Annotated in this window: 17 protein-coding genes; 10 read left to right on the top strand and 7 right to left on the bottom strand. The window is 59.6% G+C overall.

What is annotated here, in order from left to right:
* Positions 1–192: 192 nt before the first annotated feature.
* The 3 genes from NZK35_RS27305 to NZK35_RS27295 all read right to left on the bottom strand — a co-directional run bounded on the left by NZK35_RS27305 (position 193) and on the right by NZK35_RS27295 (position 3624).
* The gene (locus tag NZK35_RS27305; RefSeq protein WP_259635692.1) at positions 193–1623 is read right to left on the bottom strand and encodes a phytoene desaturase family protein; all 1431 of its coding nucleotides are present in this window, start codon (positions 1621–1623) and stop codon (positions 193–195) included.
* Between the two features lie 38 nt (positions 1624–1661).
* Positions 1662–1922 carry an acyl carrier protein gene (locus NZK35_RS27300; RefSeq protein ID WP_095741252.1) on the bottom strand — a complete coding sequence of 87 codons (261 nt, stop codon included), beginning with the start codon at positions 1920–1922 and terminating at the stop codon, positions 1662–1664.
* Positions 1923–2364: 442 nt separating this feature from the next.
* A complete protein-coding gene (locus NZK35_RS27295; protein ID WP_259635691.1) occupies positions 2365–3624 on the bottom strand; it encodes a beta-ketoacyl-[acyl-carrier-protein] synthase family protein in 1260 nt (419 codons plus the stop codon).
* A gap of 278 nt (positions 3625–3902) precedes the next feature.
* Between NZK35_RS27295 and NZK35_RS27290 the strand changes: the two genes are divergently transcribed.
* From NZK35_RS27290 to NZK35_RS27275, 4 genes are read left to right on the top strand one after another with little or no spacing between them, the layout of a single operon-like run.
* Positions 3903–6020, top strand: coding sequence for a prenyltransferase/squalene oxidase repeat-containing protein (locus tag NZK35_RS27290; protein ID WP_259635690.1), 2118 nt, complete (start codon positions 3903–3905; stop codon positions 6018–6020).
* Positions 6021–6078: 58 nt separating this feature from the next.
* Entirely contained in the window at positions 6079–8025 is a 1947-nt protein-coding gene (locus NZK35_RS27285) for a polyprenyl synthetase family protein (protein ID WP_407699840.1), read from the top strand.
* 56 nt (positions 8026–8081) lie between these two features.
* Positions 8082–8648: a hypothetical protein gene (locus NZK35_RS27280; protein ID WP_259635689.1), complete on the top strand. Its 567-nt coding sequence runs from the start codon at positions 8082–8084 to the stop codon at positions 8646–8648.
* Between the two features lie 36 nt (positions 8649–8684).
* On the top strand, positions 8685–9446 hold the full coding sequence (locus NZK35_RS27275) for a tetratricopeptide repeat protein (RefSeq protein ID WP_259635688.1): 762 nt from the start codon (positions 8685–8687) through the stop codon (positions 9444–9446).
* A gap of 180 nt (positions 9447–9626) precedes the next feature.
* Here NZK35_RS27275 and NZK35_RS27270 read toward each other — a convergent pair whose 3' ends face one another.
* Positions 9627–10316 (bottom strand): class I SAM-dependent methyltransferase, encoded by a 690-nt coding sequence (locus tag NZK35_RS27270; protein ID WP_259635687.1) that lies wholly within the window; start codon positions 10314–10316, stop codon positions 9627–9629.
* Positions 10317–11152: 836 nt separating this feature from the next.
* Between NZK35_RS27270 and NZK35_RS27265 the strand changes: the two genes are divergently transcribed.
* The 3 genes from NZK35_RS27265 to surE all read left to right on the top strand — a co-directional run bounded on the left by NZK35_RS27265 (position 11153) and on the right by surE (position 14649).
* Complete coding sequence (locus tag NZK35_RS27265; protein WP_259635686.1) at positions 11153–12271, top strand: glycosyltransferase; 1119 nt, start codon at positions 11153–11155, stop codon at positions 12269–12271.
* Positions 12272–12769: 498 nt separating this feature from the next.
* Positions 12770–13906, top strand: coding sequence for a (E)-4-hydroxy-3-methylbut-2-enyl-diphosphate synthase (gene ispG, locus NZK35_RS27260; RefSeq protein WP_259635685.1), 1137 nt, complete (start codon positions 12770–12772; stop codon positions 13904–13906).
* Complete coding sequence (gene surE, locus NZK35_RS27255; protein ID WP_259635684.1) at positions 13900–14649, top strand: 5'/3'-nucleotidase SurE; 750 nt, start codon at positions 13900–13902, stop codon at positions 14647–14649. Before ispG ends, surE begins: the two co-directional genes overlap by 7 nt.
* Before the next feature lie 46 nt (positions 14650–14695).
* Here the strand turns inward: surE and NZK35_RS27250 are convergent, their stop codons facing one another.
* Positions 14696–14929 carry a carbon storage regulator gene (locus tag NZK35_RS27250; protein ID WP_259635683.1) on the bottom strand — a complete coding sequence of 78 codons (234 nt, stop codon included), beginning with the start codon at positions 14927–14929 and terminating at the stop codon, positions 14696–14698.
* A gap of 593 nt (positions 14930–15522) precedes the next feature.
* On the opposite strand from NZK35_RS27250, the gene NZK35_RS27245 reads away from it, so the two are divergent.
* Positions 15523–16260 carry a UvrB/UvrC motif-containing protein gene (locus tag NZK35_RS27245; RefSeq protein WP_259635682.1) on the top strand — a complete coding sequence of 246 codons (738 nt, stop codon included), beginning with the start codon at positions 15523–15525 and terminating at the stop codon, positions 16258–16260.
* A gap of 99 nt (positions 16261–16359) precedes the next feature.
* On the opposite strand, the gene NZK35_RS27240 is transcribed toward NZK35_RS27245, so the two are convergent.
* Complete coding sequence (locus NZK35_RS27240) at positions 16360–16944, bottom strand: RNA polymerase sigma factor (protein ID WP_259635681.1); 585 nt, start codon at positions 16942–16944, stop codon at positions 16360–16362.
* A gap of 1097 nt (positions 16945–18041) precedes the next feature.
* Between NZK35_RS27240 and NZK35_RS27235 the strand changes: the two genes are divergently transcribed.
* Both NZK35_RS27235 and NZK35_RS27230 read left to right on the top strand, forming a co-directional pair.
* Positions 18042–18974 carry a ComF family protein gene (locus NZK35_RS27235; protein ID WP_259635680.1) on the top strand — a complete coding sequence of 311 codons (933 nt, stop codon included), beginning with the start codon at positions 18042–18044 and terminating at the stop codon, positions 18972–18974.
* 345 nt (positions 18975–19319) lie between these two features.
* The gene (locus NZK35_RS27230) at positions 19320–20282 is read left to right on the top strand and encodes a DUF502 domain-containing protein (RefSeq protein WP_259635679.1); all 963 of its coding nucleotides are present in this window, start codon (positions 19320–19322) and stop codon (positions 20280–20282) included.
* A gap of 39 nt (positions 20283–20321) precedes the next feature.
* Here the strand turns inward: NZK35_RS27230 and NZK35_RS27225 are convergent, their stop codons facing one another.
* Entirely contained in the window at positions 20322–20939 is a 618-nt protein-coding gene (locus NZK35_RS27225; protein ID WP_259635678.1) for a DUF4254 domain-containing protein, read from the bottom strand.
* Positions 20940–21317 lie beyond the last annotated feature (378 nt).

Raw genomic sequence — 21317 nt, 5'->3', positions numbered from 1 at the left:
ACCGGCTGATATCAATCGATTATCAGCCGTTTGGCGCGAGCCTACGGGCCCCGACCTGGGCAAAACCACGCTTAACTTAGCGGTATTGGGCTTTAGCCGCCCACTGTCGCTGCGAAGCAGCGACCGGAAATCGCCTCAAGGCTAAACACCAACGGTTGTTCCGCCCGACCGACGCAACACGAAGATTCAGCGCTACGGCTGCAAGCAGTGCCGATTGGCCATACTGATGCCGCTGACGATCGCCCCGACAATGCCGACGAACCCCTGGTCGGTGCCACACAAGAAAACGTTCGGCAAGTGCGTGGTGCCATCGAGCTGCTTGGTCGGCGCCCCGTAGACGGCACCGTTGTCATGCCAGGTGAATCGACGGATGGTCTTGGGTGTAAACACATCGGTGTCGACCACGTACTGGCGAAAGTCGGGCATGAAACGCACCGACGACGCGACCGCCAAATCGTACTGCCGCACCTTCTCGGCTTGGTACTTCGCCTCAGGCAACTCGCACCACCGATCGTGATTGGCGAGCGTCGTGATCCGCAATACGCCGTCGGGCAGATCACCCTCGTCGTCTTCGTAGATGTAATTGTTCGGCGAACAGATCACGCCGGTCCGCGCGTCGCAGAGTTCGTCGTCCGGGCGTTTCCAATGAAACGCGTCACTGTCGTTGTAGAAAACAATGGTGCGATCGAACCCGAACGATTGGGGCATTCGATCCAGGATCGAAATCGATTCGATAAACGACAGCTTTCCTGCGCGGGCGACGTCGACTTCGGTGATGTCGTCGCACATCCGCATCGTTTCGACATTGCCGGCTGACGAGAGAATGCGTGTCGCCGTCAATTCCGTTCCGTCATCCAAGACAACTCCGACCGCACGCCCGCCTTCGACGTGAATCTTCGACACGCCGCTGCGAAGCTTCAACTCACCGCCGAGCCCACGGAACTTGCGGACCAGGTTCTTCAGGATCACCCGCACGCCCTTGAACGGACGCCCGAACCCTTCCAGATAACAGGCCCGAAACATGATGCAGAATTGACCGAAGTCCATGTCGTTTTCCCGGGCGTTGCCGTACCACATCAGCGGACAGAGCAACATTTCGATCAACAACGGCTCGCTGATGTGCTCGGCCATGACCTCGCGCGCCGAACGCATGAAACGCTCATCGGCTCCATCCATGTCGGAATAATCCAACAGCGAATCACACAACGAACGGAAGCCATCGACCTGACCGGGGAACCGCTCGGCGATCTCGTTTTCCAGCAACCCGATCTCGTTGCTGAAATCCAGCGAAACGCCGGGAAACCGGATCGAAGAACCGATTTGCTCGGCAAGTTTGAAGTCGTCCCAGCGGAACCGCAACTGACGAATCAGCTTTGCCAGCGGACCTTTCTTGGTCCCGCGTTTGGCAAAGTTGGTCATCGCATGCAGACCGACGTCATAGTCACGCCCGCCCATCCGATAGAACGAATTCAGACCGCCAATCGTGTAGTGACGCTCAAGAATACAAACACGCTGATCATAGTGCGCCAGACGGATTCCGGCCGCCAAACCACTCATCCCGGCACCGATAATGATCGTGTCGTAGTGGTCGATGCTGTTCTTGGCTGCGTTTGGGTCGGTCACAGATAATTCGACGCGTCTCGAGTCGACGGACCGCAGGATCAGGTCTTGACGATGTCACGCATCTTCGGTTCAAGATAGGCCACCGTGGAGGCCATACTGGCAAGCTCCCCGTACTCCTCCTCAGGAATCTGGACACGGTGCCGCTTTCGCAGTTCCATCACGATGTCCAAAAAGTCCATGCTATCGAGTTCCAGCTGCTCCCGGAACGCAACCTCGTCTTTCAGATCGTCCAGGTCTTCGTCCGGCGAAATGTCTTCGAGAATGTCCAGGATTTCGTCTCGGATTTCAGCAGGCGTCATTGCTATCAGGGATTTGGTATGAAACGGGGCGGAACAGAAACTGACCGGATCGGCCATCTTACAGCCTGGGAATCAAATTTCGAAGTGCCCGAAACCCAGGTTTTTTGTCGCTGTTTGATTTTCGCTCTGCCCGGACCGGAGGGCTGGCGGGCAATGCGATCTACTTTGGCTCTGAAGGTGATAGCGGAACGGCGCGAGCCGTCCGGTCGCGCTTCAAAAACACCGTGAAAGACCGGAGGGCTCGCGCCCTACCGCTAACAAAAATATAGCCAGATGTTCCCAGGCTCCGCCCTACGGGACACAATGCCACGGACGCTCCCGCCTCCCGAGCGTGAACCGCGTGCGGCGAGAGCCACACCCACCTCGCGTTCCAAGGCGAAGCCTGGAAACGAGTTGGCGGGATTCAGCAACCGTTGGTGTCTCGCCGCACCCGATCCCCCCATTAAACCCGGCAGATGATGACGACCGAGTTGATGCCGAGCATTCCGAACGAATTGTTCAGGATGTAGTCGACCTTGCGGGTTTCCTGGACTTCGTTGAGCACCAGCCCCGGCAGCCGGCAGTCTTCGTCGAGCGTATCGACATTGATCGTGGGGTGGACGGCGGAATCGCGGAACGAGGCTAAATTGCCGGCCAATTCCAGCGCGCCGGCGGCGCCCATCGCATGGCCGATGTAGCTCTTGGTATTGTTGATCCGGACGTTCTCACAGTCGCCGAAGACTGACCGCAGAGCGGCGCATTCTTGGGTGTCGCCGCTGGAGGTCCCGGTCGCGTGCGTGCTGACGATGTCGATCTGATCGGGCTGCAATCCGGCCCGATCGAGCGCCATCTGGACGCACTGGGCCTGTCGTTCCGGGTTGGGCAAGACGAAATCGGTCGCGTCGGTGTTCATCGCATAGCCGACCAATTCGCCGTAAATCTCCGCACCGCGTTTTTTCGCATCGCTGAGCCGTTCAAGCGTGTACAGACAGCCGCCCTCGGCCACCACGATGCCGCTGCGGTCGACATCAAACGGACGCGACGCTTTGGCGGGGTCTTCGTGGCTGGCCAACGCATTCTGGCTGTTGAAACTGGCGAAAATCCCGAACGTGTGAATGCTCTCGCTGGTGCCCCCGGCGATCGCCAAATCACATTCGCCCAGCCGCAACATCTGGGCACCTTGAATGATCCCCGCGTTTCCGGCCGCGCACGCCGCCCCGATCGTGTAGTGCGGACCGGTGACTTTTAAATTCAACGCGATCTCGCCGGCCGGGTTGTTGGCAACCGTTCGGGGATTGTGATGGTGCGACCAACAACTGGTGTCATAGTCGAACCCCTTGATCACGTAGATCTCGTTCTCGGTTTCCACGTTCCCGTGCTCGGTCACGCCGACGTAAATGCCGACCCGAGACTTATCGGTATTTTCCCAGTCGATTCCGGCATGCTTGATCGCCTCGTTGGCGGCATAGACGCCGACGCTGCCGGCGCGTGTCCCGCGGCGGAGATCTTTCTTGGTTTGGTAGCGGGTCGTTTCGAAATCACAGATCCCCGCCAGTGTCTTGCCGAAGTACCGGATTTCGTAAGGTTTGACGCCGCTGCGCTTTTCCAGCAACGCTTCCCGAAAGGTATCCCAATCATTTCCGTTGGGAGCGGTCAAACCGATTCCGGTGATGACGATTCGCTGTTCGTCGGGTAATTCGGAGGCGAGATTGGGAGCGATCACGTGTTTGCTGGGGTGGGGTCGGTCTGGTCGGTCGGGTTTCGCGTGCGTACAAATCCTTGCCTGCTGGAACCGAGCGTACCAGTTAAGAAATAACCGATCAATGGTCGCCGACGATGCGGTGGCTGGACGGATATACTGAACCGGGGGGACAGGAATCGGCGGAACGCTCATGCTTGCTTTCGCGCCGCGGTCGTGTCGCCAGACGGAGGCCCCCGCACGTCTGCCGCCGTCGCTGGATCCTACGCCTGCCCCCTGCCACTTTTTGAGCCCAAATCGATTTGACTACGCTGTTTCCATCCCCCACCGCCATCGATGCGACGCGTCAGAAATGCCGACAAACACTTGACCGGGTTCGCCGCGAATTGCTGCAGGCTCAAAACGATGCCGGGCACTGGACCGGCCGACTGGCGGCCAGTGCCCTGAGCACCGCGACGGCCGTCAGTGCAATGGCGGCGGTCCTGCAACACGGCGAGCCCCAACACAGCGAGCCCCGACACAGCGATTCATTGCACCCACGGCAGCACGAGTCGCTGCGATCATTGATCGGGCAGGGGATGGAGTACCTGAGAGGTCAACAAAACGACGATGGCGGATTCGGCGACACCGACCGCAGCCACTCCAACATCGCGACCAGCTACTTGGTGCTGTCGGCCTCGACGTTGGCGGAAACAGTCGGCCAGCGACCGCTGCCGTCGACCGCGATCGACAAACTGCAGCAATACATCGACCGCTCGGGAGGACTGGAAGGACTTCGCCGGCGGTACGGCACGGACAAAACGTTCGTGGTGCCGATCATGAACAACATGGCCATCGCCGGGCTGATTTCCTGGGACGACGTCGCAGCCCTGCCGTTCGAAGCGGCCGTGTTTCCGCAATCGATGTATCGCTTTCTGCAGATGCCGGTGGTCAGTTACGCGATTCCCGCATTGGTCGCGATCGGCCAAGCCCGTCACTTTCTCGGCCGCCGGGCGTTCGCACCGATTCGCCTGATTCGGTCCCTGAGCGTTCAACGCACCCTGTCGGTGCTGGAGAAAATGCAACCCGCCAGCGGAGGCTATCTCGAAGCGACTCCGCTGACAGCGTTTGTCGTGATGAGCCTGGCTGCGACGGGACGATGCGACTTGCCGGTGGTCCGCAACGGGCTGCGTTTTTTAAAAGAATCGATGCTCGACGGCGGATGCTGGCCGATCGACACCAACCTGGCGACTTGGGCGACGTCGCTGTCGATTCACGCGCTCTCCTGCGATCCGGAAGACGATGGCCGCTGGTACAGCGAGCGGCTGGTCGATTGGCACCTGGGTTGTCAGCATTTGACGCGACATCCATTTACCGGTGCCGAACCGGGGGGCTGGGGATGGACGGATTTGACCGGAGCGGTTCCGGACAGCGATGACACGCCGGCGGCCATCTTGGCGCTGGGACTGATGCAGCCCCATGCGGATGAACGCCGACGACACCAAATGCACGATGCAATGATCCGCGGCGGCTGTTGGCTGCTGCGGCTGCAAAACCGAAACGGCGGTTGGCCAACGTTCTGCCGTGGCTGGGGAAAACTGCCCTTCGATCGCAGCAGCACCGATCTGACCGCACACGCCTTGCGGGCCTTGAAATTGATCCCCTGTCGGCCGACACAATCCCGGGGGGCGGGACCGAGCCGGGCGGATTTCCAGCGTCCGGAGCGCAGGGCCATTCGATTCCTAAAGCGTCAGCAGCAACCCGACGGCTCCTGGATGCCGCTCTGGTTCGGCAACCAAGACCGCGACGACGAATCCAACCCGATCTATGGAACGGCGAAGGTCTTGATCGCAGGCGGAATCGGTTCCCGCCCGGAAGCGGCGGCATGCGACTATCTCCTCAACGCCCAAAACCCGGACGGCGGCTGGGGCGGGGGGCCGTCGGTAGCGGAAAAAATCCGCGGACTGATCGACTCCGATCCCGAGTACGCCTCGATTGCACCGGAAATCCCCGACGATTTGCACAGCAGCGTGGAAGAAACGGCGTTGGCGGTCGAGGCGCTGGCGACGCTCATTCTACGAACTCGCGATCAAACCGAGTCCGCTTCGCCGCAATCCGGAATGCCGCAATCCGGCCCCACGCCGTCGAATCCGCGATCCGATCGGACAAATGCCGGGTTAACAGAACAACGACCAGAATGTTCTGCCACAGTCTGCTCCGCCGCTGTGAACGATGCTGTGCTGGCGGCTATACTACGCGGGGTCGAATTCTTGATGCAAAGCGTTGAGGATCGGCGACATCAAGTGGCTTGGCCGATTGGATTTTACTTTGCCAAGCTCTGGTATCATGAACGCTTGTATCCGCTGATTTTCACTACCGCCGCACTGGGAAAATTTCTCCGTGCGTTCAATGAAGAACACGACCCGAATTGGCCTCGATGACGACCGGTTTTCCGGTCTCAGGCTACAGTGAACCCACCTTAGATTTCCGCACCATTTCTTGCCCGAGGTAATCGGTTTGTCGACCGGATTCAGCCCCACCGATACCCCTACCAGCCAAACCGTCACCCAATCCCCATCGGACCCTGCGTCACCGGACGCCGGGACCGTCTCACGCAGCAAGCGACGGAAGACGAGTCATCTGAAAGAGGTCCCCGAAACGCTTGAGTTGCGTGAGAGTCTGCGCGCCCGATGCGAGGAGGTCGCCGACCGGTTGGACCGCAGCGTTCCAATGACCAAAGATGAATTGGAACAAGTGGCCCGGCGGACGCTCGAAGAAGCGGATTTACCCGAATCCCTGGTCGGCTGGGTGATGGTGATGATCAGCACCTCGTTTTGGCGTCATGCCCTGGAAGGGGTGCCGCCGGAACGACGATTGTTTCTGCTGCCCCATTGCCTGAAGCATGCCGAGGGCTGCCCGGCGGAATACGACGAGTTCGGCATGAACTGCAAAGAGTGCGGGGCCTGCAGCATCGCCGATTTCCGCGGGCTGGCCGAAGAAATGGGTTACCGCGTGTTGGTCGCCGAGGGGTCACCGGTGGTGATGAAGATTATCGTCGGCGGATACGTCGACGCGGTGGTCGGCGTGGCCTGCTTGAACGTCTTGGAAAAAGCGATCGACAAGGTCTTGCTGGCGGGAATCCCCTGCATGGCCGTCCCGTTGTTGAGCAGCGATTGCCGCAACACCAAAGTTGATGAAGCGTGGGTCGATCAAATGATTCGCACGCCTTACACGCCGGCCAAACAAGAGACGCGCAGCTACGTCCACCTGATGCGGGCCGCGGGCGATTTATTCGCGCCCGAAATGCTCGACGAGATCGCACCGCGACTGCGCGGCAAAACACCCTTCGGGACGGGCGATCTGAGTGCCGAAAGTGTTGCGGCGATGGATGCGATCGAAGTCACCGAACACATCGCCTATGATTTCCTGGCTCGTGGCGGCAAGCATTCACGGCCGTTCATCACACTGGCAGCCTACGATGCGATGACGGGCGGCGATTGCACCGGCAGCGACGCGGCCCGAGCAATCTCCCAACTGCCCAACGCCGTCCGCCGAGCCGCGCTCAGTATCGAGACCTTTCACAAAGCGAGCCTGGTCCACGACGACATCGAAGACGACGACGCCTATCGCTACGGACAGCCCTCCCTGCACAAGGTGTTCGGAGTGCCCACCGCGATCAACGTCGGCGACTTCCTGGTCGGCATGGGATATCGCCTACTCAGCGACCGGGCTGCGATGTGCGACACCAACGCCAAGAACCCCATCGATGCGATGGCCCAAATCGATGTGATGGATTGCCTCGCCGCAGCCCACATGCGACTCGGCGAAGGCCAAGGCGCTGAACTGCTCTGGCGTGACGGTACCGATCGCCGATTGACGCCGCTGGATGCGTTGAAAATCTATTCGTTGAAGACCTCGCCGGCGTTCGAGGCCGCGCTGTTCAGCGGCGTTCGACTGGGTTGTGGCGATGACAGCGAAGGGAAAGCGGATCAATACCGCGAAGCGATCCGAACGTTCAGCCGCAACCTCGGCGTCGCCTTCCAAATCCTCAACGACCTCGGCGACTTCGCCGGCGACGACGACAACAAACTCTCCGCCGGCGGTGACATCTTCGGCGGTAGACCGACCTTGCTATGGGCCCTGGCTCTGGAATCGCTGGGTGAAAACGACCGAAATGAGTTGCTGGAACTCGCACACGCCGATTGTCAACGGAGCGACGGCGAGCGATTGACCGCCGTGCGTCGGCTGTACGAAAAAGCGGGCGTGTTTGAAACCGCATTTCGCCTGGTCGACAAACATCAGCAACGTGCCGAACAGGTCGCCGATACATTGGAACCGGATGCCTTGCGGCGGCTGCTGTACTTCCTGGTCGACACCGTGCTCGAACGCCCCGAAATCAAGACGCCCAACGTGGTTGCATTGGGCGTCGCCGCATCTGCGGTTTGAATCGATGGCTTCATGAATCACCACTTTCAACACTCAAGAGTTCCCCGAGCGGAAAAATGGTTGTAGGGCTATCCAAAGACGATGCCGACGTAAAAATCGAAACGCTATTGGCAGAGTTCTACGAACCGGAAACAGGGTTTTCCCAGTGGGGGCGATGCAACTCGACGCTGCGGTTGCCGTCGCCCTACGACGAACTGGTCAATCACCATTCGCACATGACCGTGACCGTCGAATCACACCATGGCGAAAAGGTCGACGTCGTTGTCCATCGGCACCACCGCCACGCCGACGACCATGGAGACTGGTACGTCCGCGAAATCACGCTCAAGACTCACCTGACCGGCAAGGTGGTTCAGTATGGAATCGTTCGGCTAAACGTCGCCGCACTCGACCCGAAAGTCTGGGAACGCATCGAAGCACGACAGACACCGCTGGGACGGGTCTTGATCGAGCACAACGTGCTGCGTGAAGTCCAACTGTGCGAGTTGTGGGAAATCCAAGCCGGACCGGCCCTGGCAGGCTTACTCGACGTCGCAGAAGGTGAAACCGTCTACGGACGAACCGCGCTGATCTACTGCGACGGCGAACCCGCCATCGAACTACTCGAAGTGGTCGCCAAGTAGCCCCCCCGGAATCATCAAGTAGACCGCGGAATAACCATGACTCCACGTCGAATCGCCACCTTGGCCTGCGTTTCGCTCTGCATGGCGTCCTTCTGCGCAGGTCAATCGAACCAGGCAGCCCAATCGATCGAAGACAACTTGCAGTGGGCCGACGAAGCGCGTCAGGCGCTCGAGCGACAAGACTACCCTGCGGCGTTGAAGGCGGCGAACAAACTCGCCAAGGCACCGGCGAGCGACGAGTTTCGACGCGTCGCCGGTGACACGTTGCTTCGCTGCGGTGAACCGAGACGGGCGATCGAGATGTTCGAACGCTACTTGGCCAAACGCCCCGACGATCGTCCCTACCTGTGGCAACTGGGGATCGCGTTTTACTTCGACGGCAAATTCAAAGAAGGCGCCGAGCTGTTTGAAATCCACCGCCAGGTGAATCCGAACGACGTCGAAAACGCGGCGTGGCATTTTCTGTGCATCGCCAAAAACGAATCCCCCGAAAAGGCCAAGCAACTGCTGTTGCCCGCACCGAACGATTCCAGGGCTCCGATGGCCGAGGTCCTCGAGATGCTTCGCACCGGTGACCCCGAACCGGTCAAACAACGCATGGACTCCTTCACGCCCGGCACGACGGCGGAAAAGTCGGCCAAGTTCTACGGGCATTTCTACCTGGGGCTCTACGCAGACGCCCTGGGCGACGACACGACGGCCAAACCACACCTCAATCGCGCCGCAACCGACGCGCCCCGAAACTACATGGGCGACATCGCCAAGGTCTACGCCGCGCATCTGAAACGGCAGCGGTAGGTCACGCTGTGCGTGACAGCGGTAGGTCACGCTGTGCGTGACAGCGGTAGGTCACGCTGTGCGTGACAGCGGTAGGTCACGCTGTGCGTGACAGCGGTAGGTCACGCTGTGCGTGACAGCGGTAGGTCACGCTGTGCGTGACAGCGGTAGACAGCGGCATGCACAGCATGCCCTACCCCACTAAACCCGATCCGGTTTCGCCGTCGCTTTCATGATGGTGAAGAATGAAAACGGGTTGGGCTTGTAGCGTTGGTCGATGCGGATGGGCAACTCACGCAACACCTCTTCCAGTTCCAAATCGGTTCGCCAGCCGAGTCGTTTGGTGACGTTGCCGGCCGAATCGACCACGCGGGCGATGATGGGATTATCGCTGCGAAAGTGATTGATGATCAGAATCTGCCCGCCGGGGCGACAAACGCGGACCAGCTCACGCATCATCTGGGCGGGATTGGACACGACACTGACGGTGTGAAACGAAGTCACCACGTCAAATTGATCGTCTTCAAACTGCAATTCTTCAGCATTCATCGGTTGAACCGAGATGTGGTCCCAACCCTTTCTGTCGATCAGCGTCTGGGCTTCGGCCAACATCGATTCGGACAGATCAATGCCCGTCAATCGAATGTGTTTGGGATAGCTGGCCAACGAGAGCCCGGTGCCGACCCCGACCTCCAGAACCTTGGCATCTTTAGCCAACTGCATCGCGCCGACTTCGGCACGGATATTCTTGCCCGCGACGGCCGGCCAAAATGCTTGGTAGGCGGGAACAAGATTGTGATAAAGCTTGGCCGCATGTGGCACACGCGACCGTTTGTGCTCCGAATCGGACTTGTCTTTTGAATCTTGCTGGTGCGGCGTAGCAGTGCTCATCAACAATTGCTCTCGGGCGACGAACGCCAGGTGGTATGGTTGGCCGGCCAGCAGCGACACCGGATCGCTTCGAACGCACCGCCCCACCCGATGTTTTCGGCTGGTCTGTAGCGGAAAGCATGGCAAATTTTGCCAAGCCGTCAAATCGGAGACCTCTCCGCTGGGAAACCCCAAACCCGTGGTAGCTTAACGGTTTAGCATCGATCGTGCCACGCCGCTGCGAGGACAATTCGCACCATTTATTACGTTGCCGTTACAAAGCAGAGGCCGAATTGCCGGAGCGGAACGCCCGAGCGATCAGAAAAGACTTTGGGCGAGCAAACACGCCGTCGAGGATGAACGACGCAAAGTCACCCGCAGGGGGAGTCATCAACAGCCACTTGGCGAGATTCAGCTGTCTCGTCCGGGGCCCTGAAGATCGCTGGGGCCGTTGGAGCGTGAAGGATCGCCTGCCGGATCGCCGACGTTTCCTGATTGGCCACGCGAGCCGTCGCGGGAAGCCGCCGATGATGTCGATGGCCAAATGCCGCTGGGACCCACGACCAACGTTTCTTTCAGCCCGTGAACGGACTCAATCGTTAAGCTTGGCGTGACAGACCAGCTAGACGGAGTGATCATCTCTTTACCTTATAGCTACTTACTCGCGCCGAGGTTGCGAGCGGAATCGAATGGTGAGGCACTGCCAACAACTTCGCCCATCGATCCGATGGAATGGGGTTTGATTTGACGATCCAGTCGATCAAGTTTCGCTCCATCGGGTGATTGAGACGATTGCAGGGACCTTACATGCAATCTGACGGAAAAACCAAGACCGATTCCAGTGCGTATCCCATCCCATGAGAGTTGATTTTTTAATCACCGAGTTGAACGTCGGAGGAGCCGAGAAAGCGCTGACCGAATTGGCCATCGGAATGCAACGGCGAGGCCACCGCGCCCGCGTGCTCTCGATCGGCTCGACGCCGTCGGCTGACCGACACCGGCTGGTCGACCGCCTGGCCGAGGAAAACGTGACGGTCGAATTCGGTGGCTTTGATCATTGGAGCCGGATGATCTCGGCAACGCGTTGGCTGGCCCGCCGGATCAATGCGGACCCACCGGATGTTTGCCAAACCTTCCTCTTCCACGCCAATTGTTTGGGAACCCTGGCAGCCCACCGCGCCGGCGTACGACACGTCGTCGGTGGGCTTCGCGTCGCCGAAGCCAAACGCGTGCGTTTGATGCTGGAATCGAAAGCGATCCGCCGCATGAGTCACCTCGTCTGCGTCAGCGAACAGGTTCGTTCCTTCGCGATCGAGCAGCTGTCCGCTAACCCTCAATCGTGTTGCGTGATCCCCAACGGCGTCGACGTGCCGACCTACCGAGACGCCGTGGCGCTGGACTGGTCCCAAATCGGTTGGCCGAGTGAAAGCCAGGTCGCGGTGTTCATCGGCCGACTGCATCCCCAGAAAGGAATCGAGTTGATTCAACAACAATTCAACGAGCTGTTCGGTGCCGCCACCGACCGGCGACTGTTGCTGATCGGCGACGGCCCGCTGCGAGATCCGTTGTCGCATTGGGCAGCCGAGATCGGCGAAGACCGCGTCCAGATTCTGCCCTGGCAAAACGACGTCGCGCCGTTCCTGAAAGCCGCCACGATGCTGTTGCTGCCGAGCCATTACGAGGGCATGCCCAACATCGTGCTCGAAGCGATGGCCGCCGGTTGCGTGACGGTCTGCAGCCGCGTCGAAGGCAGCATCGAACTGCTCGGTGACGCATCCACCCAACGCGGCCAATCTCAGGGGTTCGCCCCCGGCGACGGCCCCGCCATGACACGCCTGGGGGACGCCTTTTTTCGCACCCCCGAGTTGCGACGACAGATCGGCTTGGCCAATCAGCAACACGTCGACATCGATTTCTCCAACCGCCAGATGATCGAACGTTACGAAGCGTTGTACGAGTCGTTGCTATCCCGATAAAACGCGTTCGGACCACACGACGCGAGTGACGGGGGAGTCATGCGTCTGCGGATCACACGATGGGCCGCACGAGATCAAGACGCTGTGAGCGTTTCCTCAGCGATGACCTCCAGCCGAACTCGCTTCGGTCGATGCAACCTCGGCGTCCGCGGTTGCCTGATGCTTTCCCGCCGGGGCAACGATCGTGCAATGGGACCAACAGGACTCATAGGTCGTATGGGGCCCAGCTGTCCTATTGGTCCTATCGATCGCGGGACCCTTCGCCGCAGCGGCTGGACCAACCGACTGGAGTTACGCGTCTCGCCAATTGCGATTGGTGCTGGATTGCACTGCTGGCCGGTTCCCGTCTCAGTACCCCTGGGCGTACAATCCCAGGGCCGAATCACCGAAAGGAAGGCCGGTTGCTGCCCACCAGCGACGACGGTTTCCTGCCGGCGGGCCATTCGGAAGGCGCAGGCGGAACGCCCCGCCCCCCCATTTCACCCCCTATCAGTCCCTATGGCAATTCAGCGAAATCAAACTCGGGCGGTCGCGATCGGCAATGTCGTCGTCGGCGACGGCCATCCGATCGCCGTGCAGAGCATGACGGCGACCAAGACCCAAGACATCGATGCGACCGTTGCCCAGGCGGAAGCCTATCGGGAGGCGGGTGCGGGCGTGGTCCGGATTGCGGTCGACAGCGACAAAGATGCCGCCGCACTGGCCGAGATTCGAAAGCAAACCACGGCCAACCTGGCAGTCGACTTGCAAGAGAATTTTCGGCTGGCGGAAAAGGTCGCGCCGTACGTCGACAAGATTCGCTACAACCCCGGACACCTTTATCACCATCAGCGCGACAAGCCCTGGCAAGACAAGGTGCGGTTCATCATCAAGCAAGCCCAACAACACGACTGCGCGATCCGGATCGGGGTGAATTGCGGCAGCGTCGACCCCGACAAAAAGGCCAAGTACGATCCATCGGACTCGATCACGCCGATGCTCGAAAGCGCCTTGGAGCACTGTGACTTCGTCGACTCGCTGGGCTTCCACCGCTACGTCGTCTCACTCAAAGATAGCGATCCGCAGCAGGTCATCGAAGGCAATCGACGTTTCGCCCGACAGCGGCCCGAGATTCCGTTGCACCTGGGCGTCACCGAAGCCGGGATGCCGCCCGAAGGGATCATCAAGACACGGATCGCGTTCGAACAGTTGATCGGCCAGGGCATCGGGGACACCGTTCGAGTCTCACTGACGCTTCCCAACGATCGCAAGCCCGAAGAGATCGCGGCGGGGCGTGAAATTATCGAAGACATTTATGCCGGACGTGTCCGAACGGTGGTCAAGCTGAATGAAAAATCGTTGAACATTATCAGTTGTCCAAGCTGCTCCCGCGTGGAGAACGAGGCCTTTATCGATTTGGCACAAAGCGTCAAGGAAATGACCGAGTACGCCAAAGATCACGACATCACGATCGCGGTGATGGGCTGTCGCGTGAACGGTCCTGGCGAAACCGATGATGCCGACCTCGGGTTGTGGTGCGGCCCGGCCAAGGTGAATCTGAAGCGCGGCACCGAAGCCTTGGGTGCATTCGGGTACGACGAGATCCTGCCGCGTCTGCGCCAGGAACTGGACGCCATCATCGCGACGAAATGCTGAAGATTTTACTGACCAACGACGACGGCATCGATGCGCCGGGAATTCATGCCCTGTATGACAGCGTCCGTCATGCGATCCAGGTGCATCGACCCAACGAAGACGTCGAAATCGTTGCCGTGGCGCCTGACCGCTGTCGCAGTGAATGCGGGCACAGTATCGTGACCACACATCCATTGACGGTCACGACGGTTCGCGAGAATTGGCACAGCGTCAACGGGACCCCTGTCGACTGCATCCGCGTTGTCCACTACGCCATGGATTTCAAACCGGACATCGTCTTTTCAGGGATCAACGCCGGAGCGAATCTGGGAGTGAACCTGATGGTCAGCGGCACCTTCGCCGCAGCCCGTGAAGCGAGTCTGCTGGGGATTCCGGCGCTGGCGGCGTCGCACTATCGGCGGCCCGATGTGCCGCGAACCTGGGACCATACGGCGACTTGGCTCGAGCCGACGATCGGTGAGTTTCTTCGAGCGGCAATCGACGTCCCGGCCGATGGCGACCCGCCACCGCTATGGAACGTGAATCTGCCCGCCGTGACTCCAGACGCAGACCGTCGACCTGAGGTCATCGAATGCGAAGTCGATCGTTGCCCGATCGATCGAACGGGAACGATCGAACCGGGGGGACGCGTTCGATTCCAGCTGGATTTTCACGCCAGGCCGCGAGAACAAGATCGCGACGTCCGACATTGTTTCGACGGCCGAATCACGGTCAGCAAACTTAGCGTCCACCCGGGCCGATGACCCCGGCGGGTGCGGACTCCGCAAGCCCCGATCGGGACGGACACCCTCACGCCTCAGCTTTGCTAGCGACCGCGATCGCTGCTTCGCCCATCGACGCAGTGTTTGGGGTGGATCCCGAGGGGGCGACTTGATTTTTTTGCAACTCGCCTCGGACGATTCGGACATTACGGGGCGCTTCGATGCCGATGGCGACTCGGTTTCCCGAGATCCGATTGATGGTCAGAACAATGTCATCGCCGACCATCAACTTTTCACCGACTTTGCGACTGAGAACCAACATGAGCTTACTTCCTTGATCTATGGAGTCTAAAACGATTCGTTAGCGAAAACAGAGTACAAACCGTGTGCCAATCACTAATCTAAAACGCGACAAGCCATCCCAAACTCCGCCGAACTTTAGAAAATCCGCGGAAAAAAGTTGAACTTTTCTGTACCACCACGGGACGAAATTGTCATTGCTGGCAAATCTCGATCGTGCTTTGATAACTCATCCTGGAATGCTTGTCGCGAATTGAGACGTCTGCCCTGGTCGGCTTGTCTCCCTGACGCTGATAGAGTTATCTGCGCTGGCCCTGACACGGCTGGTCATTCGACCGCGACAAGTCCGATGCTATACTCCATTTGTAGGGCGGGCCTGGCTGATCCATCCGAGCGGGCTGTCGTTTAAAGCCCGCATGCGTCAGCGAGGGGCACGCGACGCCCCTCGCTCAAGCGGCGGGCTGCGTTGATCGGTGCGTTGATCGGTGCGTTGGTCAGTGCGTTGGTCAGTGCGTTGGTCAGTGCGTTGATCAGTGCGTTGGTCAGTGCGTTGATTTCGGAACATCGATTAAACCGACAGCCCGCAAGCACAGCTTGCCGATTCAGAAGAGACCGATGAAACGACCGATGCACCTAGACGATCTACTCAAGGAATGGGAATTCAACCCGCACACGTTGAATGTCCGCATGGTGAAAGGAAATGATGGACGCGATGTGATCCAGATGCGAGTGGACATGGGTGTACTGCAGCTTGAGACGACCGGCCGCCCCGACGGCACCTTGGTCGAGGGGCATCCGACCTATCTGGAATACCTGCAGGAAGCGGTCTTGGAAGACCCCGAGATGGAGCTGGACGAAGATCAGTGCATGGAGGTCGATCGGGAGTTCATGCAGTTCTACCATCGCCGGATTTGCTGGTTGCGGCTGCAGTACTACAACCGCGCCGTGATGGACGCCGATCACACCTTGCGGCTGATGGATGTCAGCGAGCGGGTCAGCCCCGACGAGGAATGGTCGCGATCGCACGAGCAATATCGGCCGTTCGTGCTGTTCCATCGCACGCAAGCGGCCGCCCTGGGCGCTTTGGAAGAAGAAGAGTCGGGCGAAGACGCGGTGATGGCCATCAACGCCGGCCTGGAAACGATCCGTCAATTCTTTGAAAAACACGAGGCCGACGAGCACTTCGAAGAAGACGAGTTGGTCGTCCGTCTGGTCGAATTGCGTGAAACGTTGCGCAGCGAATATGAAGTCGGCCAAACACTGCGCGAAAAACTGACCGCCGCGGTGGAACAGGAGCAATACGAGCTGGCGGCGAAACTGCGCGACGAGCTCAATCAACGCGAACTGGACTGAAAAAAGACGCGTGCGAACGAGGCCGGGCCCCCCATCCGCACGCGTCATCAACGAGTCGGTGACGTCGGCCCAACTCAGTCTGGCCCAGCCGAGGGCGACTCAAACGGCCGCCCCCAGCAAGTCCATCTCCTTGGCCAGTCGCTTTCGCGCGACGTGCAATCGTCGCTTGATCGTTCCGATCGGGGCCTGGAACGCGTCGCTCATCTCGATCAGGGTTTGACCGTTCAAGTAGAACGCGGTCAACGTTTCTTGATCCAATGCGCCGAGACGGTCGATGCTGTTTCGAACCGCTTCGGCTTGCTCACGATGCTCGGCCACTTGGTCGGGAGCGTCTTCGGTCACGCAAGTCGCTGCCAGGGTTTCCGGATCGCAGGCGATGGCCGATCGATTGCGGGTCACGCGATTGATGGCCATTCGGTGCACGATCTGTCGCAACCAACCGCCGAATGCTTCTGGCACTCGCAGTTGGTCGATCTTTTGCATCGCCTGGATGAAGACGTCTTGGGCAAGCTCGTCGGCTTCGTCCGCGTTGCGAACCCGGCTCATTGCACCGGCGACGATCGCGGATCGGTATCGGTCAAACAATTCGCCAAAGGCATCGCGATCGCCGCCTTGGGCGCGAACGACCAGTTCAGCGACCGTCAGCTCTCGGAGATCAAACAGGGTTTCAGTGTTGATGTTCATCGCTCGGTTCCTTCCGAAAGCTGACCGGTGTGGCGGTTTGATTCCGCACGGGGAAAATCAGCGTCTTCGGGTGTCAGCTTGATCGCCGCGTCCTTTCGTCACGCTGTGCTGGAGCGCTCCGCGGACGCGGCAGGGTGATCAAGCCAGGTTGATCGTCGGGGTAAGGCGAGGCCGAGCTTGTGAAGTGGTCTGTGGGAACAGGCCGCGTTCACGCGATCGACTTGGATGTATCAGTCGCGACTGCCAAACGTCTCGATGTCCGAATCGGAGCGATGCACTTGATTCTCGAAACAGGCCCAAAACCTTGTCGATCGAGAACCGGAGATGACTTGAAATCAGTGGACTTCAGGTCAAAACCGTCAAACACATCTCCGAAGGTGCCTGGGGGAAACCTGCGTCGCGTTGACGCCTGTTTCGGCAAGGACCATCGGCCTGGCATTCGCGGTGGGATTGGGAGACCTGCCTCGACAGGCTTCCAAACCTCAGCCTCTCTGTCGCAGAGCGGCCGAGCCACGTTCGGCGAGTCCCAGTAGCCGGACGGCGAGTGGTAAACGTTTCCGTTTACCGACGGCCGTCTGGACAACGCTGGCTAGCCAAGCGTGGGAAGTCGGAGGACTCGGATGGCCACAACCGGGCTGATCTTGCATCAGCCATTGTTGTGGTCCCGAATACATCCCGATCCCGGGCGATACACACGCCATACAGAGCTGGAGGTCTGGTGCGTGTGCAAATACATCGGCGCTCGAAATCTCACGGACACCTGCGATATTCAGGCTACGTGTGACAGCTGCGATGATTTGATTGAGACGCATTTCAAACCTCCCGGCACCGTTCGTGGTGCGGCGTGGAGCAAAGAAAAAAAATTCAAACGGCGGACCGACCAAACATTTCGCCCGCAGGGAACGAACTGCTGCGGATGCATTAACATGCCGCTGGTGGAGGGTCTGCCGACCTGCGTTAACGGTAACGCACGTCGACCCCAAAAGCCAGTGAAAACTCACCGACCTGTGGTAGTTGATCGTACAGAGCGAGCCCTCAACGAAAGGTTCGCGCGAAAATAAATCAATTTTTTGCTCTGCCTGAGAATTTGCCTGAGAATGGGTGCAGACAGTTCCCCTCCAAACGCCGCCCCCGCCGCCCGACGGCCACGGCTCTTCGAGCGGGGCGCCCGTTTCGGGGGACAACTGGGACGGCAAGCGTTGGAACTGGTGCTGCCGTCGACCTGTCGATTGTGCGACGCCTGCATCGCGCCCGCGAAAGACTTTTGTGCCGATTGTCGTTCACAACTCGAGTCGAGCGAATCACGGATGCGATCCGCCTGCCTGCGCTGCGGGCACCCGGGGGCAGGCCCTGCGGGGGCAAACCACGGGGAGTCGGAGCCTTTCGCCCCGGCCTCGGCCCCAGATCAACAACCGCCACCGCTCGACCGCTGCCCGCGATGCAAACGGGAAACCTACGCGTTTGACGGCTGTATCGCTTTGTGGAGTTACGACGGGCTGGTACGCAGCGCGGTCGTGGCGGCGAAGTATGGCAGCCAGATTTCGCTCGCTGACGCACTAGCACGACGATTGGCCCGCCGCATTCGAGAGGTCATCGAACCGCAATCCGATGCCACCGGCGAAGCCGGGACAGACATTCCGGACTTGATCACACCCGTCCCGTCGCATCTGTGGCGTCGCATTCAGCGGGGGGCCGGCGGCAGTCGGGTGCTGGCCCGATCGGTCACCCGAGCCCTCGGCCAGGGCTGGCCGAACGTGGCCTACGCAGACCTGCTGGCGACCACACGGAAGATCAACAAACAGGCCTGGCTGGGTGAAAAGGAGCGAATTGCGAACGTGAACGGCGCGTTTTGTGCCTCGCGGTCACCCTGGCGACCCTGGCGACGGCGGTCGCTGACGGGCAAACACGTGCTGTTGATCGACGATGTGATAACAACCGGCGCCACCGCGGGGGAAAACGCGAAGGTGCTCAAACAAGCAGGGGCGCGCCGCGTGACCGTCGCGGTCGTTGCACGCGCCTGCTCGGGATGACCGAGTGTCGAGTTATCGGGAAATGACCACAATGAATTCCATCGACCGTCCGAAGCGCCTTAATGCTTGCAGTTCGCGAAGTTTCGGCAAATCCAAAGCCTGGCGAAGGCGCTGCGGGCTGGAAGACGGGTTTTTCAATGCGATGATTCTTGCGAACATGCCGAATATGCATACTGTGAGGGTTAGGGGCCGCTGCGTCCGACGGCCGCCCCGGGAATTCCAATCCAGACTTGCCCCAGTAGCGTACAGTTCTACTCACAACCTTTTTTCATTGCTTTGCCTGATTCAACCACACCAGCTGTGACCGATCACGACGATAACCTTCATGCTTCTCGAACGGTGAGCGTGCGAAACATTTTGATTCGCGGCCTGGGGGTCGTTTTGCCGCCACTGTTGACCATTCTGGTCCTGATTTGGGCGTGGAGAACGATCGAAACGTACGTGCTGCGTCCGACCGAGTGGATCGTCCAGGAGGGACTGGTGTGGGGCGCCGAATACTTCGATGGCACGCTGAGCACGGTTCCTGACGGGGCGGTGCCCGAACCGGGCGGCGGATTTAGCACCTACACGCTGCTGGGCTACAGCAGATACGTCCCGGATCCGACGGGGCGACGTTACTTGCCCAAAGAAATCGTCGACAGGGTCAACGAGAACGCGGACAAGTTCGGGACCGACGCCAAACCCCTGGTTTCGGCAAACGCCTACTGGCATCGCTATATCCAGATCACCTGGATGCAGCGAAAGTACGTCGTCCCGGTCTTCCTGATCGTGTTTTTGACGGTCCTCTATTTCATGGGACGCCTGTTCACGTTTCGTCTCGGTCGCTGGTTTTTCCGCGGCTTCGACGGAGCAATCCTGCGTATTCCGTTCGTCAACAAGGTTTACGGCAGCGTGAAGCAAGTCACCGATTTTGCGTTCAGCGAACGTGAAATCGAGTTCAACAACGTCGTTGCGGTTCAATACCCCAGCAAGGGCATCTGGTCATTGGGATTCGTCACCGGCAACAGCGTCCGCCAGTTGCACGACGCGACGGGTGAAGAAATGATGAGTGTGCTGATGCCGACCAGCCCGATGCCGATGACGGGCTTCACCGTCACGGTCCGCCGCAGCGAAACGATCGATATCGACATGACGGTCGACGAAGCGATCCAGTTTGTCGTCAGTTGCGGCGTCGTGGTGCCACCGAATCAGCGGGTCAACGGCGCGCCCAACAACAAACCCCGGCCGACCGGAAAGCTCCGCGACGGCGCGGTGATCCTGCCCGGCAACACGCAAGCCGAACACTCCGTCGACCCGTCGACGGTTTAAACCGGACGGCTCTGCTCTCCACCGGCCAAGGTTCGCTCGTTAAGACTGGTAGATTTCAGGGTTGAGCGACGGATCGTTGTACATCTTCATTTGACGATACGTCTTGTGTTGCTTCTTTGCGTCGAAGATGTCGACCAACAACTCTTGCAGCGACTGGGAAAGATCCGTGTGCTGTTGTTGGCACAGATCGATTCGCGCGGCGACCATGGCACGGTGGTTCGCATCGGCATCTTCGCGATCGAGTTGCTCGCGGTAGTGATACAGCCGCAGTGACATGATCGACAAACGGTCGATCGCGCTGCCGGCGGTTTCGGTGTTGATCGGCGCGCCGGCGGCGGGGCGGACATGCAAGCTGTCCAGCAGTTCGGTGATCGCATCATCCAGCTTTTCGATCATGTCGTTTCGCTGTTGATTCAGTTTGTCGATCGCCCGTTTCACCTCGGCGATTTTGACATCGTCGGCGGTCGGGCTGCGGGCGATGTCTTCCTGGTGCCAAAGCCGATAGTTGTATTCGTGCTGGGTGCAAACGAGTTGCTTGAATCCGTCATAGGGATTCTCGATCGGCCCCTGGTGCCAAGCGGCCACGGTGTCGATTTGCAATTGCGTGATTTCTGAAACCGAGGGCAAACGCGTTGCTGCGAGGGTGGATGCTGTCATGGTGCTGGAGGTCGGCTGGAGGTCGGCTGGAAGCCGAGGCGAGCGGGGGATCGAAATGAAGCACACGCATTGTGCGGATTCTCCCGGATCATTGCGAGAGCAATCCGACGGCACCAAAAAAGCCCGGGGTCCCTGTTGTCAGGAACCCCGAGCCGTTGTCATCGCCAGGTGCAGGATCCCCCGTCAGGCAACGCTGTGAAGCATTTTTAGCGGCAGGGCGCGAGCCCTCCGGTGTTGTGGCAGAGAGGAAGAACCGGAGGGCTCGCGCCCTGCCGCTAAAACCTCAAGAAGGCGACCACCGGCTACTTGCTGCAACCCCTCTCGGGGTCAAACCTGCTCCGCAAGCGGATTGAGTCCGCGAGATCCAGAGACCTACCT

The organism is Stieleria sedimenti (genome assembly GCF_025060895.1).
Classification (GTDB): domain Bacteria; phylum Planctomycetota; class Planctomycetia; order Pirellulales; family Pirellulaceae; genus Stieleria; species Stieleria sedimenti.
This window is presented reverse-complemented; position numbering and strand designations above follow the sequence as displayed.